Annotated in this window: 15 protein-coding genes and 1 tRNA gene; 13 read left to right on the top strand and 3 right to left on the bottom strand. The window is 47.4% G+C overall.

Annotation, left to right across the window (positions count from 1 at the left end; genetic code table 11):
* Positions 1 to 91 precede the first annotated feature (91 nt).
* The 11 genes from YC6258_RS06800 (at position 92) to YC6258_RS06850 (ending at position 11,258) form a co-directional block, all read left to right on the top strand.
* On the top strand, positions 92 to 1,708 hold the full coding sequence (locus YC6258_RS06800; protein WP_044616353.1) for a peptide ABC transporter substrate-binding protein: 1,617 nt from the start codon (positions 92 to 94) through the stop codon (positions 1,706 to 1,708).
* 159 nt (positions 1,709 to 1,867) lie between these two features.
* Complete coding sequence (gene oppB / locus YC6258_RS06805; RefSeq protein ID WP_044616354.1) at positions 1,868 to 2,791, top strand: oligopeptide ABC transporter permease OppB; 924 nt, start codon at positions 1,868 to 1,870, stop codon at positions 2,789 to 2,791.
* 8 nt (positions 2,792 to 2,799) lie between these two features.
* A complete protein-coding gene (locus YC6258_RS06810; RefSeq protein ID WP_211264639.1) occupies positions 2,800 to 3,726 on the top strand; it encodes an ABC transporter permease subunit in 927 nt (308 codons plus the stop codon).
* Between the two features lie 10 nt (positions 3,727 to 3,736).
* Positions 3,737 to 4,705, top strand: coding sequence for an oligopeptide/dipeptide ABC transporter ATP-binding protein (locus tag YC6258_RS06815; RefSeq protein ID WP_044616355.1), 969 nt, complete (start codon positions 3,737 to 3,739; stop codon positions 4,703 to 4,705).
* Positions 4,702 to 5,694, top strand: coding sequence for a murein tripeptide/oligopeptide ABC transporter ATP binding protein OppF (oppF, locus tag YC6258_RS06820; RefSeq protein ID WP_044616356.1), 993 nt, complete (start codon positions 4,702 to 4,704; stop codon positions 5,692 to 5,694). The genes YC6258_RS06815 and oppF overlap by 4 nt, the downstream gene beginning before the upstream one ends.
* 135 nt (positions 5,695 to 5,829) lie before the next feature.
* Positions 5,830 to 7,659, top strand: coding sequence for a dihydroxy-acid dehydratase (gene ilvD, locus YC6258_RS06825; RefSeq protein ID WP_044616357.1), 1,830 nt, complete (start codon positions 5,830 to 5,832; stop codon positions 7,657 to 7,659).
* Between the two features lie 63 nt (positions 7,660 to 7,722).
* Positions 7,723 to 8,772, top strand: a complete 1,050-nt coding sequence (gene mutY / locus YC6258_RS06830; RefSeq protein ID WP_044616358.1) for an A/G-specific adenine glycosylase — start codon at positions 7,723 to 7,725, stop codon at positions 8,770 to 8,772.
* Complete coding sequence (locus YC6258_RS06835; RefSeq protein WP_044616359.1) at positions 8,769 to 9,044, top strand: oxidative damage protection protein; 276 nt, start codon at positions 8,769 to 8,771, stop codon at positions 9,042 to 9,044. Before mutY ends, YC6258_RS06835 begins: the two co-directional genes overlap by 4 nt.
* 75 nt (positions 9,045 to 9,119) lie before the next feature.
* Positions 9,120 to 9,195: transfer RNA gene (locus YC6258_RS06840), tRNA-Phe, on the top strand.
* A 551-nt stretch (positions 9,196 to 9,746) separates the two neighbouring features.
* Positions 9,747 to 10,004, top strand: coding sequence for a VOC family protein (locus YC6258_RS06845; RefSeq protein WP_211264640.1), 258 nt, complete (start codon positions 9,747 to 9,749; stop codon positions 10,002 to 10,004).
* Between the two features lie 561 nt (positions 10,005 to 10,565).
* The gene (locus YC6258_RS06850; protein WP_044616360.1) at positions 10,566 to 11,258 is read left to right on the top strand and encodes an SDR family oxidoreductase; all 693 of its coding nucleotides are present in this window, start codon (positions 10,566 to 10,568) and stop codon (positions 11,256 to 11,258) included.
* A 414-nt stretch (positions 11,259 to 11,672) separates the two neighbouring features.
* On the opposite strand, the gene YC6258_RS06855 is transcribed toward YC6258_RS06850, so the two are convergent.
* The gene (locus YC6258_RS06855) at positions 11,673 to 12,293 is read right to left on the bottom strand and encodes a YigZ family protein (RefSeq protein WP_044616361.1); all 621 of its coding nucleotides are present in this window, start codon (positions 12,291 to 12,293) and stop codon (positions 11,673 to 11,675) included.
* Positions 12,294 to 13,334: 1,041 nt separating this feature from the next.
* Here YC6258_RS06855 and YC6258_RS06860 point away from each other — a divergent pair.
* Complete coding sequence (locus YC6258_RS06860) at positions 13,335 to 15,185, top strand: ATP-binding protein (protein ID WP_169748940.1); 1,851 nt, start codon at positions 13,335 to 13,337, stop codon at positions 15,183 to 15,185.
* A gap of 46 nt (positions 15,186 to 15,231) precedes the next feature.
* Positions 15,232 to 15,744, top strand: coding sequence for a pyridoxamine 5'-phosphate oxidase family protein (locus YC6258_RS06865; protein ID WP_044616362.1), 513 nt, complete (start codon positions 15,232 to 15,234; stop codon positions 15,742 to 15,744).
* Between the two features lie 23 nt (positions 15,745 to 15,767).
* On the opposite strand, the gene YC6258_RS06870 is transcribed toward YC6258_RS06865, so the two are convergent.
* Both YC6258_RS06870 and YC6258_RS06875 read right to left on the bottom strand, forming a co-directional pair.
* On the bottom strand, positions 15,768 to 15,995 hold the full coding sequence (locus YC6258_RS06870; protein WP_211264641.1) for a helix-turn-helix domain-containing protein: 228 nt from the start codon (positions 15,993 to 15,995) through the stop codon (positions 15,768 to 15,770).
* A gap of 11 nt (positions 15,996 to 16,006) precedes the next feature.
* Positions 16,007 to 16,375: a hypothetical protein gene (locus YC6258_RS06875; RefSeq protein ID WP_044616363.1), complete on the bottom strand. Its 369-nt coding sequence runs from the start codon at positions 16,373 to 16,375 to the stop codon at positions 16,007 to 16,009.
* Positions 16,376 to 16,403: the final 28 nt, after the last annotated feature.

Below are 16,403 nucleotides of genomic sequence, written 5' to 3' on the forward strand. Positions count from 1 at the left end.
GATGGTTTTGATATTGCATTAAGACTTCTGAGAACCATTCGCCCGATAGTGTTCAGGGCACACAGATAATAAATAAGAGGAACATAGACTTATGAAAGTAATCACCAAGACTATTGCTGCAGGTATTATCAGCGTGGCAATGTTGTCGCCGATGGCGTATGCGAAAAAGCATCCGATTACCGGTGAAGAGCTGGCTGCCAACCAGACTTATACTTATCGTCTTCTGGATGAGATTGACTCCCTTGATCCTCAATTGATCGAAGGTGTTGATGCATCCCACGTAGCCCGTGATCTGTTTGAAGGTCTCGTGAATCAGGATACTGATGGCAACCTGATGCCAGGTGTCGCGCAGCGCTGGGTGGCTACCCCTGATAATATGAGTTTCCGTTTTTATCTGCGCCAGAATGCAAAATGGTCTAATGGTGATCCCGTAACCGCCCATGATTTTGTGTATGCCTGGCGTCGTCTCGCTGACCCGGCAACCGCTTCTCCATACAGCTGGTTTATCGAAATCATGAATGTTGAGAATGCTTCAGCGATTGTCTCCGGCGAAAAAGAGCCATCAACTCTGGGCGTTAAAGCGGTGGATGATTATACGCTGGATGTCAAACTGTCTCAGCCAATGCCTTATTTCCCCAAAATGGTTGCCCACACATCCACTTTTCCGGTTAACCAGAAAGTGATCGAAAAATTTGGTGCTGACTGGACCAAGCCTGGAAATATGGTCGGTAACGGTGCTTATGTTCTGACTGAGTACGTTGTGAACGAACGGTCAGTCAGAGAACGTAATAAATATTACTGGAACAATGACGCCACTATTATCGATAAAGTGGTTGCGATGGTTATTAACGATGAAAACCAGGCTTATGCCCGCTTTAAAGCTGGTGAAGTCATGAAGACCGACATCCCGGCCGGTCAGTTCCAGCGTTTGTTGAAAGAAAATCCTGAAGAAACCAAAAGCATGCCGCAGTTGTGTACTTACTACTACAACTTCAACATGACCCGTGCGCCCTTTGATGATGTCCGCGTACGCCAGGCACTGAGTTACGCCATCGACCGTGACGTGATTGCCGAACGCATCCTGGGTGCTGGCCAAACGTCTGCTTATGTATTCACGCCACCTAAGACCAACGGTTTTGTAACGCCTGATCTGGCCTGGGAGCATATGACTCAGAAAGAACGAGATCAGAAAGCCAAAGAGCTGCTTGCTGAAGCCGGCTTCAGCAAAGCCAACCCACTGAAACTGGCCATTCTGTACAATACCTCTGAAGACCATAAAAAAATTGCCATCGCCATTTCACAAATGTGGAAACAAAAACTGGGTGTCGACGCATCGCTCGAAAACCTGGAATGGAAAACCTATCTTGAAACCAAAAAATTACCGGACTATGACGTTTCCCGTGCCGGATGGTGTGGAGATTACAACGAAGCATCAACTTTCCTGACACTGATGATGTCTGACAATGCTCAGAACGACAGCAAGTATAAAAATCCCCAGTACGATGCGCTGATGAAAGAGTCTACCGGCATGGCTGACCCTAACGTCAACTACACACAGGCCGAGCAATTACTCGCCAGAGACATGCCTATCGCACCGATTTATCACTATGCGGAAGATATTGCGATCAGCAAATATCTGAAGGGCTGGCCTTATAACAACATTGAACAAAACATTTACAGCAAAGATTTATATATCATTGCACACTAGACCTTTCCGCGGGCACTTACCAAGTGCCCGCATGCATTCTTATTCTTAGAATAAGCTTTCTGCTTTTTTTTATCCGGATAAGATTAAGTTACTATTTGAGAGTCTAAATCGTGTTGTAGAGACAGGTTTGCCTGTCGCTCAATAATCGGGTTGTGGTAAATGATAAACTTTATATTAAGACGTTTAATGGTCGCTATACCGACCTTATTGGTATTGATAGTCGTTTCTTTCTTGATCATGCATGCAGCTCCAGGGAGCCCTTTTAGTTCTGAAAAGCCGCTCCCTCCAGCAGTAAAAGCCAATATTGAAAAAAAATATGGTCTCGATAAGCCGCTATATGTGCAGATCACCAACTATATTACGAATGTTGTTACGCGGTTCGATTTTGGCCCGTCATTTCGATACAAGGATCAGAATGTTAACGATCTGATTGCAGAAGGATTTCCCGTCACCCTGAAATATGGATCCATTGCATTTTTTCTGGCGCTGATAATTGGTGTGTCGATAGGTATTTTTGCCGCATTGAAGCAAAACAGTTGGCAGGATTATTCCACTCAGGGATTCGCTATTGTGGGGCAGGTTTTGCCGAATTTTGTAATGGCCCCGATTCTGGTACTGGTGTTTACTCTGACCCTGGGGTGGTTACCGGGAGGTGGCTGGGAAGGTGGTCAGCTCAAGTTCATGGTTTTACCTGTGATTGCTTTGGCGACCAGTTATATGGCCAGCATTGCCCGTATTACCCGTTCATCCATGATAGAAGTATTGCATAGCAACTTTATTCGTACCGCCCGGGCCAAAGGGTTGCCGTTTCGCTATATCATTTTCCGGCATGCACTAAAGCCGGCGCTGTTGCCTGTTGTTTCTTATCTTGGTCCAACATTTGTTGCTATGGTTACTGGATCTGTAATTGTAGACAGCTTTTTTTCCACTGGTGGAATTGGTATTCATTTCGTAAACAGCGCTCTTAACCGTGACTACTCGGTTCTGATGGGCGTTACCATATTGTTAGGGGCATTGACCATTTTGTTTAGTACCGTAGTGGACATTATGTATGCCTGGATTGATCCGAAAATCAGGTACTGAGGTAAAGCATGTTGTTAAATCAAAGTAAAACCGAGCAGTTGGCCGAAAACCTGGTTGAAGCTGAAATGAGTGGACGCAGTCTTTGGAACGATGCGGCAAACCGTTTTATTCATAATAAAGCCGCCATGGTCAGTCTGGTGATTTTGGGTCTGATCGTCGCATTTACCATTATTGGTCCTTATCTTGCTACTTGGAATCATGAAGATATTGACTGGAATGTGCTTGGAGATATCAAAACTCAGGGTGCTCCGTCGTTCGAGAGCGGTCACTATTTTGGTACTGATGAGTTGGGTCGTGATCTGTTTTCAAGGGTGATTCAAGGTACCCAGATTTCGCTGATGGTTGGCGTGATTGGATCGTTGATCGCGGTATTGATTGGTACTTTGTATGGTGCCACGGCCGGTTATGTGGGCGGTAAAGTCGACGGTTTTATGATGCGTTTTGTCGATATCATGATGTCCATTCCCTATATGTTTATTCTGATCCTGTTACTGGTGATATTCGGGCGTTCCATTATTTTAATTTTTGTCGGTATTGGTGCTATATCGTGGTTGGATATGTCCCGTATTGTCCGTGGACAGACTCTGTCTTTGAAGAACAAAGAATATATCGAAGCGGCTATTGCCACAGGTGTTAGTTCCTGGCGCATTATTCTCCGGCATATCGTACCGAATGTGCTGGGTATTGTGATCGTCTATGCCACACTGCTGGTACCTAACATGATCCTGACCGAATCCTTTATCTCCTTTCTTGGGTTGGGGGTGCAGGAGCCGGATACTTCCTGGGGGGTGTTGATCAGTGAAGGTGCCGGAACCATGAGCTATGGCACCATCTGGCAGCTGGCTTTTCCGTTGGCTTTTTTTATTGTCACTCTGCTGTGCTTCTTCTTTATCGGTGACGGGCTGCGCGATGCTTTAGACCCTAAAGATCGTTGAGGTAATGAACATGAATTTATTGGAAGTTAAAGATCTTAATGTCTATTTCAAAACCCTTGATGGTACGGTCAGTGCGGTCAATGGTGTCAGCTTTGATCTGAAAGAAAAAGAAACCATGGCTATTGTTGGTGAGTCCGGTTCTGGTAAGAGTCAGACTGTATTCGCACTGATGGGACTGTTGGCCAAAAACGGTTCTGTGAGTGGTAGCGTCAAATTCAATGGTACAGAAATCCTCGGATTACCGGAAAAAGCCCTGAATAAAATCCGTGCTGAAAAGATATCCATGATTTTTCAGGATCCAATGACCTCATTGAATCCATATATGCGGGTCAGTGACCAGCTGATGGAAGTGCTGATGCATCACAAGGGCATGAGTAAAAAAGCAGCGCTGCAGGAATCCATCCATATGCTGGATGCGGTCAAAATCCCTGAAGCCCGAACCCGGGTGCATCTTTATCCGCACGAGTTTTCCGGTGGTATGCGCCAGCGGGTGATGATCGCCATGTCACTGTTGTGTCGCCCTAAACTGTTGATTGCCGATGAGCCCACCACTGCACTTGATGTAACGGTGCAGGCACAGATCATGAAGCTGCTGAAAGAGCTGCAACATGAGTTTGGAACGGCAATTGTCCTGATTACCCATGACCTCGGTGTGGTTGCCGGCTCATGCGAAAAAACCCTGGTCATGTATGGTGGTCGGGTCATGGAATACAACGATACCGATAGCCTGTTTAAGCAGCCAACTCATCCATATACTCAGGGGTTGTTAGCGGCGATTCCGCGTCTGGATCATTTGGGGGATGAGCTGAATACCATTCCAGGTAATCCGCCGAACATGCTAAGACCTCCTCAGGGATGTCCGTTTGAACCACGCTGTCCGATTGCAGCCGAAAGCTGCAAGACTCAGGTTCCCCAGTTAATTGAAACCAGTGAAGGCCTCTGTCGTGCCTGTCATAAAGATATTAAGGAGGTCGCATGACGGTCGCTAACGATATTTTGCTACGGGTAGAGAACCTGAAGGTTCACTTTGATGTATACCCCAGCAATGCCATGCCCTGGACCAAGCCTAAAAAACTGAAAGCGGTGGATGGTGTTTCCTTTGACCTGCGGGCCGGAGAGACCTTGGGTGTTGTAGGGGAGTCTGGTTGTGGTAAGTCGACCCTGGCCAGAGCCGTGATCAAAATGATCCCGGCAGAATCAGGTAAGGTTCTGTGGTTAGGACAAAAGGATCTGCTGGGCATGGGCAAAAAAGAAACCCAGAAAGTGCGCAGCGAAGTTCAAATGATTTTTCAGGATCCGCTGGCTTCATTGAACCCACGTATGACCATCGGTCAGATCATTGCTGAGCCATTGATCACTCACTATCCGCAGACACCCAAAGCGGAAGTCAAAGAGCGAGTTAAACAGGTCATGACCCGGGTGGGCCTGTTGCCCAATCAGATCAACCGTTATCCTCATGAGTTTTCCGGTGGTCAGTGTCAGCGTATCGGAATTGCCCGTGCATTGATTCTTGAGCCTAAACTGATTATCTGTGATGAACCGGTTTCGGCACTGGATGTTTCCATCCAGGCGCAGGTGATCAATCTGTTGATGAAGTTGCAGAAAGAAATGGGACTGTCGTTGATCTTCATTGCTCACGATCTCAGTGTGGTCAAGCATATCAGTACCCGGATAATGGTGTTGTATCTGGGCAATGTTGCCGAGATATCGCCAGCCAAGGAGCTGTACAGTCATCCCCGCCACCCCTATACCCAGGCGCTGATTTCTGCGGTTCCCATTCCCGACCCGGAGATTGAGCGGAGTAAAGAAGTCATTCTGCTCGAAGGGGATCTGCCATCGCCCATGAATCCCCCATCAGGCTGTGTATTCAGAACCCGTTGCCCGAAAGCGACTGATTTCTGCTCACGCGAAAAACCCATGCTCTCCGCTGAAGGGGAGCATCGGGTGGCGTGTCATTACCCGAGTTAAGCTCTACCATTGAAATGCCGGCTTTGCCGGCGTTTCAGTCAACGCGACCTTGCAAAAAACACACTGTTTAAGCGCAGTGTCATTTCGTTACAATGGCGCCCACTTTCCCCGAATAACAACGACGTGGAGCTAACCATGCCTCAATACCGTTCAAAAACGTCTACTGCCGGCCGCAACATGGCGGGCGCGCGATCTCTCTGGCGTGCTACCGGTATGAAAGATGAAGACTTTCAAAAACCCATCATCGCGGTGGTGAACTCTTTTACCCAGTTTGTACCCGGCCACGTGCATCTGAAAGACCTTGGGCAACTGGTTGCCGGCGAAATTGAAAAAGCTGGCGGAGTAGCCAAAGAGTTCAACACCATTGCCGTGGACGACGGTATTGCCATGGGGCACGACGGCATGCTCTACAGTTTGCCGAGCCGCGATATTATTGCCGATTCTGTTGAGTACATGGTGAACGCGCACACTGCCGATGCCATGGTCTGCATCAGCAATTGTGACAAAATCACTCCGGGGATGTTAATGGCGGCCATGCGGCTGAACATTCCCTGCGTATTTGTTTCCGGTGGGCCGATGGAAGCGGGTAAAACCAAGCTGGCCGACCACAAGCTCGACCTGATCGATGCCATGGTGATGGCCGCTGACAGCAGTGTTGATGATGACACTCTGGCCGCGGTTGAGCGTTCTGCCTGCCCTACCTGCGGTTCCTGTTCCGGTATGTTTACCGCCAACTCCATGAACTGTCTGACAGAAGCGATTGGTTTGTCATTGCCGGGTAACGGCACCACTGTGGCCACTCACTCAGACCGTAAACGACTGTTTGAAGAAGCCGGACGTTTGATTGTTGAAATCACCCGTCGTTACTACGAAGAAGAAGACGTGTCGGTATTACCTCGCTCCATCGCGACGGTACCGGCATTCAAAAATGCTATGACCCTGGATATCGCCATGGGTGGCTCAACCAATACCATTCTGCACTTGCTGGCTGTTGCTCAGGAGGCTGAAGTCGATTTCAACATGTTCCATATGGACGAGTTGTCACGTCAGGTTCCGCAACTCTGTAAGGTGGCACCCAATACCCAGAAATATCACATTGAAGATGTCCATCGAGCCGGCGGCATTTTCGGTATTCTCGGTGAGTTGGATCGTGCTGCTCTGCTGGATACCTCGGTCAGCACCGTTCACAGCAGAACTATGAAAGAAGCGCTGTCCAAGTGGGATATCATGCAATCGGAGGCTGCGGATGTGGCTGAGTTCTATCGTGCGGGTCCAGCCGGTATTCCGACTCAGGTGGCATTCAGCCAGAGTACCCGCTGGTCCAGTCTGGACGCCGATCGTGCAACGGGGTGTATTCGCTCGCTAGCGAATGCTTACTCCAAAGAAGGTGGTCTGGCAGTACTGCGCGGCAACATCGCGTTGGATGGTTGTGTGGTTAAAACAGCTGGAGTGGATGACAGCATCCTCGTATTTGAAGGCCCGGCACGGATTTTCGAAAGTCAGGAAGATGCCGTCGCCGGCATTCTTGATGATCAGGTACAAGCCGGTGAAGTCGTGATCATTCGCTATGAAGGACCACGTGGCGGACCAGGTATGCAGGAAATGCTCTATCCGACCAGCTACCTGAAATCCAAAGGGTTGGGTAAGGCCTGTGCGCTGCTGACTGATGGGCGTTTCTCTGGCGGTACTTCCGGTCTTTCTATTGGGCACGTATCACCGGAAGCCGCAGCGGGCGGTGCCATTGGCCTGGTACAGGATGGGGATCGTATCAAGATTGATATCCCTAATCGTACTATCAATGTGTTGCTCAGTGATGATGAGCTACAGCAGCGCCGTGCAGCCATGACGGTCTGGAAACCTGCCAAAGAACGTCCTCGCAAAGTATCGGCGGCATTAAAGGCCTACGCCAAACTGGCAACCAGTGCTGACAAAGGTGCCGTTCGCGACCTGTCACAATTGGATTAATGGTTATTGACCTCATAAAAACCGGCTTCATGCCGGTTTTCACATTTCTGGATTGCTATTCTTATGACACCTGAACGATTTGGCGAACGATTGCTTGCCTGGTGGGATGAGCATGGTCGCAAGGATCTTCCCTGGCAGCTCAACAAATCCCCTTACCGGGTCTGGGTATCGGAAATCATGCTGCAGCAGACCCAGGTCAAAACCGTGATTCCATTTTATCAACGGTTTATGGCCCGTTTTCCCACCGTTCAGGCGCTGGCGGAGGCACCGGAAGATGAGGTTATGCATCACTGGACCGGCCTGGGTTATTACGCCCGTGCTCGTAACCTGCATAAGGCTGCCAAGATAGTAAGTACTGACTATCAAGGTGACTTCCCTGGCACGGTTGAGGCATTGCAGGCACTACCGGGTATCGGCCGCTCCACCGCTGGTGCCATCGCTGCTTTTACCATGGGCCAGAGCAGCGCCATTATGGACGGCAACGTCAAGCGGGTGCTGTGTCGTTTTCTCGGTATTCGGGAATGGCCAGGAGCCAGCCATATGCAGGCCCGGCTGTGGGAGCTGGCAGAGCGTTACACACCCAAACAGCGTACTGGCGATTACAACCAGGCAATGATGGACCTTGGTGCAACATTGTGCACACGCAGTAAACCTTCCTGTCTCTTATGTCCCTTCAATGACAGCTGTATTGCACGGCTGGAGGACCTGACCAAATCCATTCCGGCTTCCAAGCCCAAAACCGACAAACCGGTCAAATCCACCGTCATGCTCATGCTGCAACAGCAGGATGGTCGGGTATATCTGGAAAAGCGCCCGGCCAATGGTATCTGGGGAGGCCTCTACAGCTTCAAAGAATTTGAAGATCTTGACGCCGCCCAGACCTGGCTTGACCTTAAAGGATACCGCTACCAACTGGAGCCATGGGCGTGCTTCAGGCATACTTTCAGCCATTATCACCTGGACATCCAGCCGGTACTGGCGAGGCTTGAAAATGACGTGACCGAAGTCTCTGAAGCGGAATCAGTCTGGTTGCAGGTGGTACTGAACGACATTGAAATAGGACTGGCCGCACCGGTCAAAAAACTACTCGCTCAAATAGAGAAAACCCAATGACCCGAACCGTGTTTTGCCAAAAGTACCAACAAGAACTCCCTGGACTGGAAAAACCACCTTTCCCCGGACCGGCTGGGCAGAAACTGTTCGAGACGGTATCGCAACAGGCATGGGAAGAATGGCAGGCCCATCAGACCCGCCTAATCAACGAAAAACACCTGAACATGATGGATATGCAGGCCCGAAAATACATCCAGCAGCAGATGCAAAAATTCCTCAGCGGCGAAGAATATGACCAGGCAGAAGGCTATATTCCTGAGGAAAAAAAATAATTATATAAAAATCAGTAGCTTACTCTTGACTCGGAGAAGCAAAATCCGTTTAATACGCCTCCGTCGCAACGACATGCCCAGATAGCTCAGTCGGTAGAGCAGAGGACTGAAAATCCTCGTGTCGGTGGTTCGATTCCGCCTCTGGGCACCACTCAAATTCCTAGAAAAGCCCGCTTAATCAAAAGATTAGCGGGCTTTTTTATTGTTTCCTCTTTTTATTCTGTTGGCCAGATATTCCCTGGCGGTAACTTTGTGATAGTCAGGTTTAAGGCTTTGGTTATCCCTATCCCGTATACACATTACCGTACTAACCTGCTAGTACGACCAACAACATCAACAATAAATAAACAAAGTCTTTCGCTAAATATTGAGTGATTGTGGGCCATGAATCAGTAACCATATCGCGTTGCTCACAGTTATCTTTTACTCAATTGCTCCCCATGTCGTTGTGTTCACGCGTCGTTCGGAAGTGTTTGAATAATAGAATAACCCGGGGTGGAGTTTTCAAAGTTACTCCGGTTTTGATTGAGTCTGAAAAATGATTTGCCGGGACAATAACTCAAATCTTAGAGTTCATTTCATCCTTCAAGGTTTTTGAGTAACACTGGGTAGCATGAACGTTGACAAGTACTCTTTATTACTAAAAAGATAATAAAAAACTAGATCCATAAATGTGCTCAACATCAGCACGAGGAAAAAACAATGGGCAGAGTCACCGGAATTGGCGGTATCTTTATCAAAGCGCAAGATCCTGTAATGTTACGAGATTGGTATAAACAGCATTTGGGGGTTGATGTTCAGGCTTGGGGTGGAACATCGTTTCGCTGGGAGGATAGTTCTGGTAATCCAACATCAGAGACAACCGCTTGGATGACTGGCGATTTTACACAGAGCAGTGCGTCGTTCAATGTCAACTATCGAGTATCTGATTTGCAAGCGCTATTGGCTGCGCTCAGGTAGGACGAGTGTAATGTCCTGGGAAAGATGGAGGAGTCTGAATATGGAAAGTTTGGTTGGGTGAGGGATCCAGAAGGAAATAAGGTTGAACTCTGGGAGCCGCCCGTCGGCGAGTAGGGCCATACTATCTGATCAGGTGAGGTGGGTAACAATAGACAGCAGTGCTGTTGTTAATATGTAGCGTCGATAGCCAGACGTAGAAACATAGCAGCTATAAGAAAAAAAGCATATTTGATCCGTTTGCAAATACAAACAGATATCTCCAATCAATACCATAGAAAGACCAGTGAGATAATTTGTAATTTGAGCGCTTAGGTTCTATCGGATTCATTTCGGTTGTATTGCTGGCGTAAACATATGGCCTGGGTGTAACCAATCTGAAAGGTATTGTAATTGTCCTTTGTTCATATGTTTAGTCTCTTTATGCTCACCCTTTATCACGCGATTTTTAAAACCGGATATTATTTTCGTAGGCTGTGTTTGGGCTGGTTTGCCAAATGAAAGACAAGACTGATACTGTACTTCGGTTGTTTCAAAATCTGCTTTTAATGGTAAGGGGATGCAATGGAAACAGTACTTATTACAGGGGTTGGTCGAGGCATTGGTTATAAACTTGCAGAGGATTTTTTGCGTCTTGGATATAACGTTATTGGTACAGTCAGAGACGATGCGTCCAGGCAGCGGGTCTCAGATCGTGCTGCGGGGCTGGGTGCAGAAATCGAGCTTCATATTCTGGAAATAACAGACAGTCATTCGGTTGATAAATTTACTTCTGCTTTAACTGGCCGATGCATAGATATTCTGATTAACAGTGCCGGTATTATCGGGGGTGATCATCAGACCCATGAGGATTTGAATTTTGATGATTGGGAAAGAACTTTTCAGGTGAATACTGTAGCACCGATGAGAATTGCACTGGCGTTACTGCCAAATCTGAGCCTGAGTAAGAACGCAAAAATTGTTTCAATTTCCAGCAAGATGGGTGCACTGTCAGGAAAGAGCGCTGGTGCGATTGCCTATAGAAGTTCCAAGGCTGCACTCAATAAATCCATGCAATGTTTGGCGATCGAGCTTAAACCGAAAAATATCGGCGTCTATCTTGTGCATCCTGGGTGGGTAAGAACTGACATGGGCGGAGAAAGCGCGGATATCAGTGTTGAGGAGTCATCGGCAGGATTGATCAAAGTGATAACGGCGTTTTCAATGCAGCACACTGGTCGATTCTGGCAGTATGATGGTCAGGAGCTGGATTGGTAAATCCGAACCAGTGGAAATGCCAGGCTATCTTCTTTTTTGTGTTCGTCATTGGACGTGTAAAGCAGATCTTGCGGATCCAATTTGGCTATCGTTTGTTAATATCCGGCAAAGTTGACGAGTTTCCCGAATCTGAGTGGGGTTGTATAAAACTAATATAAACCCGCCTGCGCTAAGCGCGAAATGTATTTTGGGAGTCACCTTTTTGTCTCAGTTTTTTTGCTGAGGTCTGAAAGAGTGGATATGTTCCATGCTTCGCATGTGTAGAAGCCAACTAACGAGTCTGTAAATGCAGATAAGAATGATCAGAGTATAAATAGCGTGTTGGTATTTGAAAAAACCTGGAAATCCCTGCGTTACCATACCAACAGAAGATGTTCTCAAATTACTCTGTCTGCATGGCATAGATAACTGGCTTCAGTCATCGAGTACTTTAACAACTATGCTACCTGAAGATAGCTGCTGAAGATCTGCATTAAAAGACTGCTGTCGGTTACCTTCAAGGTGCATGCGTAATGTGACTTCGTGGCTATATTCCAGTTCGTGAATACAGCCGTCGTAGTCGTCTATCAGGCGGCGAATGATGGATTCAAGTGCAAATGGCAGAGTCAGTTGTAGTTGTATCAAGGGGCGTCGTTCTGTGAAGTCGGCCAGGTCAACGGCTTGGGAAACAGCTGACGAGTATGCCCTGACCAGCCCGCCGGCACCGAGTTTTATGCCACCAAAGTACCGCACGACAATGGCCATCGTGTCTCCGCAGCCGCGTTGGGTGAGAACATGAAGGATGGGCTTGCCTGCGGTGCCCGATGGTTCTCCGTCATCATTGAATGCCTGGGTTTTGGGTTGATTTGGGTCACCAAACAGGTAAGCCCAGCAGTAGTGACAGGCATCGGGATAGGTGTGTTTGAGAGCGTTCAGATGTGAGAAGGCTGTTTCACGTGTCTGTGCTGGATAAAGAAAACCCAGAAACCTGCTCTTTTTCTCTTCGAACTCAATCGATACTGCTGAAGATAGTACTTTATAGTATGGGTCAGTCATAGCCAGATAGGTTGAAACGTAAGTCGCCAATTATAGCGGTTGGGGTCGCCAATGCTATTACATGGAAAAACGTACAGTATCTGTGAGGCTTTGAGCTGAATTGTTGGTAGTGAAATAGGTGTCCGCTGAAGAAATTTACATGACTTATTTGTAGTCGCAAATGAACTGCTTTGAATAGTGGCTATTTTGGAGGCAAAGCCGTCGATTTAGGTTGAGAAAAAGAATGGTTGGTTTTTTTGATGCCTCATGAAAATATATTCACCATAAATCCTACTAAAGAAGGATAGAGCAAAACTGTTGGCACAGCTGACAATCACTCCTGAGTCTTTCTGTGAGAAATGAGGTGGGAGTCGGGCTGATTCCATGGCCAAACAGACGGTCAAAATAAGAGTGTCTGTGAGGGTGGACGGTTGTTCTCTGAGCCTGTTGATGTCCTCTGTATCAGGAAGTGTTTTGCTTAGTATGCAATTTTGCTGTATCCAAAATCTCTTCCTTACAGGCGAAACCTGATCATTACAGGCAATGCACAGCACAGCGGCCAAGCTGAAGTTATTTGTGTTCTGGCACTTGGAAAATTATCTGTAGGTGTAAATACAGATATGGCTGATGGTTGTGCAGGTGTCTGTGTCCGCTCTTTGTTCAAGGTAAACCGTATCAGCTCAAAATGCTGATGTCTGATTGTTCTCTTCGTATTCCTAAACCCGGAGAGCTGTCTGTTTACCCTTAGCTACATTATCTAAATGAGCAGAACTAACTCAATACTGGTTCTATAATGAATAAAATCTACAGTTACAGTATGAAGGGCTCGTATGATGATATCGCCAGATACATCCCGGTAATTGATTGTTGATCAGGGTGTGTCTGGAGTTTAACAGCCAGGTAGATTCTGATGCATGGAGCCGACAGTATCTTGATCATCGCAGCAGTATCCGTGTATCAAGGTGACAGGAGTAATCATTTTCAGAATTTAGTGGAATTGACTCGAACAACGATAGGCTGCTGCCAATGTGGTTAACAGAAAATGTAGACAGGATGTTTCAGATGAATCTGAAAGGGCGATGGAAATTCGCTTTATTTACGGTCGGATACATCGTTTCCTGCCTGATTTTTATTCTGTACCTGTATTGGCAGGCGAAAACGATTATTGATGAAAACATCAACAACAAGTTATATCACGGCGCGTTGATGGCCACTGCTGCCCTTGGTAATGACTATCATGATCACCTGACCAGCAAATCCTCCAAAACCGAAAATGAAGACTGGATTGCAATCCGGACCTTGTCAGATTATGCCAAGCGACTGGGGTTGAGCTTTATATATACGGTCATTAAAAAGAATGATCAGATTATTCTGGTTTCTTCCAGTGCATCTCAGGAAGAACTGCAGAATGGCACTTATGTCCGCTTCTTTGACCCCTACCCGGATGCCAGCGCGGAACTCATTAATACCTTTGATACACAGAAAATTACCTGGGTGGAATATTCTGACCACTGGGGGGATTTCCGCGCAGTGTTTGTACCTATGAGATCCCGTGATGGTACGCCCTATGTTGCGGGTGCTGAAGTATCATTAAAAGAGTATCAGCAGTCTCTGCGTTCCGAGGCGCTTGGGCTGGTCGGGTTTGCGGTATTTTTATTCGTCGCTTTCGGTGTTCTGGTGTCGTTATATCTGCATCGAATCCATAACCTTTATCGTTTGCGTCTTAATGCAGTGGAGCTGGAAAAAGCCCGTGATAAGGCTGAGGCGGAAAATCATGCCAAGAGTGAGTTTGTAGCAATCATGAGTCATGAAATTCGCACGCCACTCAACGGTATTGTTGGAGCTTCGGAGTTACTGGAGCATTCCACGCTCGATCATAAACAGCGGGAATATCTTGGAATCGTTCAGGCATGTACTCAGTCTCTGGTGATGATTGTCAGTGACGTACTGGATCTGGCAAAAATTGAATCCGGGAAGCTGGAACTGGATTTTTCCACATTCGCATTGCGACCGATGATTCAGACGACGCTCGATATCATTCGCCCCCAGGTCAAACAACCTGAAGTTCGTCTGATTTGCAGAATCGATGAGGATGTACCGGAGTTTATTCACGCGGATGAAAAGCACCTGCGTCAGGTTCTGACTAACCTGCTGGGAAATGCTGCCAAATTTACTGAAATCGGGGAAGTGGCTTTGAAAGTCAGTACTCACCAGGAGGTGGAGCAGCAGATTGAACTGCTGTTTGAGGTGCAGGATACCGGTATTGGTATTGATGATCAGGGCATTCAGCGATTATTCCAGCCGTTTACTCAGGTAAGCCGTTCTTCTGAGCATCGTTATGGCGGTACCGGATTGGGTCTGGCCATCTGTAAACGTTTGGTGAACGCCATGGGCGGGGATATCCGTGTTCACAGCTCGCTCGGCGATGGTTCCACTTTCTTTTTCAATCTGATTACCCAGATACCCGCAACACCAACACAGCTGCACGGCAACCGTGATTCACAGGATGATAAGGATGATGTCGAAACCTCTCTGACCATATTGCTGGCTGAAGACAATGCAGTAAACCAGCAGTTGATGAAAATGATGCTGAAGAAGCTTGGTCATGTGGTCCGTATTGTGGGTAATGGCTATGAAGCCCTTCAGGCAGTGGAAATGCAGCCCTATGACGCGATTCTGATGGACATCAACATGCCCGAGCTGGACGGCCGGGAAACCACTGTCAGGCTGCGTCAGATGAATCTGAAACCAGAACCTTATGTCATTGCCTATACCGCCGATGCGGTCGCAGAAAATCATCAGCATCTCAAATCCTGTGGGATGAATGACGTACTGGTGAAACCTGTACGAATGAAGGACCTCGAACGAGCGCTTCAGCGAGTCAGGAGAGCGGTTACATCAATGGAAAGCTGAACTATACTGGATTGGCCGATCACTCACTGTTAGCGGAGGCACTATCATGACTGATGTCGATCCAGAACAACTGTCTGCAGAAATTCGGACATTCATTTCCAAACGAACCAGCCTGCAGTTGGCTACCCATGACAAGCACAAGCAGTTGAACGTCAGCTATGCTCCCTTTGCGGTGATGGGAGAGCATTTTTATATATTGATCAGTCAATTGGCGCGTCATTGCGCCAATCTTCAAGAAGTACCAGAGTCGTCGATCATGTTGATTGAAGACGAGGCTCAATGCCATAACCCTTTTGCCCGCAAGCGACTCATTTATCAGGTAAGTGCGCATTCCGTTGAGCGTGGCAGCGAATTATGGGATGAAGGAATGGCCGCGCTGATTGAGCGTTTCGGGCCATTCGTCAAGCAGCTTTCGTCTTTGGGTGATTTCGAATTGTTCCAGCTGAAAGTCAAAGATGGACAGTATGTAAAAGGATTTGGCCGGGCGTTCAATCTGACCGGCAATGATCTTTCGGAAGTGGGTGATTTGATTGGTCAGGATAAAAGATCTGCCCGTTGATGATGGTGCTGGCTATTTATTCCTTATTCATTGTAATCACCCTTGGTGAAGATGGTTTTACCGGATGACAGGTCTTCAGCCAGTTTAATGGTATTGATATAACGTTGCCGGCCGATCTTCACTGTGGGAATGGTTCTCTGCTCCACCCAGCCACGAACAGTGGCCGGGGTGACACCAATGAAAAGGGATAACTGCTCCTGAGACATCACCGGTGGCAAAGCGGACAGGCGGATCGATTGTTTGGTCTCCATTTATTGACTCCTTACGAACCCAACAATTTTGACAATTCAACGTCGAGGAACAGTACCGCATCATGTTGATTGCGAAAGCCTGTTTCATGACGGAACAACTTCTTGCCATAATAAATTTCATAACACCAGGTACTGTATTTCGTCTGATAAACACGATGTTTAAAGAAATGACGAAATTTCAGGTCAATTGCTTTTCGGCCAATAATGTCCCTACCACAACAGCGACAGCGCTCAAGTCGATAAGAGCTGTAGAAATAATTCTGGTAGCGGTGACCCACCACACAACACAGTGCAAAGCAGCACGTTCGTCTTATGAACGAGCTGATTTCTGCAATGGTTGGAGTGAGAATGGCAACGTCTCGTCCTGTCAGTTTTATCATTACAGATCCCTCTCTGGTCATCGGTTGC

It is taken from the genome of Gynuella sunshinyii YC6258, from assembly GCF_000940805.1.
Taxonomy (GTDB): domain Bacteria; phylum Pseudomonadota; class Gammaproteobacteria; order Pseudomonadales; family Natronospirillaceae; genus Gynuella; species Gynuella sunshinyii.